Here is a 272-nt window from a genome sequence, read left to right as displayed (position 1 = left end):
CGGAGAGGTGGGAAATCGCCGCCAAACCTAGACAATAAGTCTCAGCCGGGGAACGGCTGTGCGTCTGACGCGTCATCCCATGACCGGGGCCGATGACCGGCCGCCCATGAGGACGCCCCCATGTCGATGACCGTCGCCGACCTGATCGCCCAGACCCTGGCCAATGTCGGCGTGAAACGCATCTGGGGCGTGACCGGCGACAGTCTGAACGGCCTGAACGACAGTCTGCGACGCCTGGACACCATCGAATGGATGCATGTCCGCCATGAAGA

1 protein-coding gene is annotated in these 272 nt (G+C 63.2%); it reads left to right on the top strand.

The window, feature by feature from the left end; all coding sequences use genetic code 11:
- Positions 1-120: 120 nt before the first annotated feature.
- Positions 121-272: thiamine pyrophosphate-binding protein (locus tag ACM0OT_RS23820; protein ID WP_414566844.1), on the top strand; the 152-nt coding region annotated here is incomplete at its 3' end.

Source organism: Anabaena sp. CCY 9613, from assembly GCF_963920895.1.
Lineage (GTDB): Bacteria > Cyanobacteriota > Cyanobacteriia > Cyanobacteriales > Nostocaceae > Cyanocohniella.
Note: the sequence above shows the minus strand (reverse complement) of the source record. Positions and strands in the feature narration are given on the sequence as shown.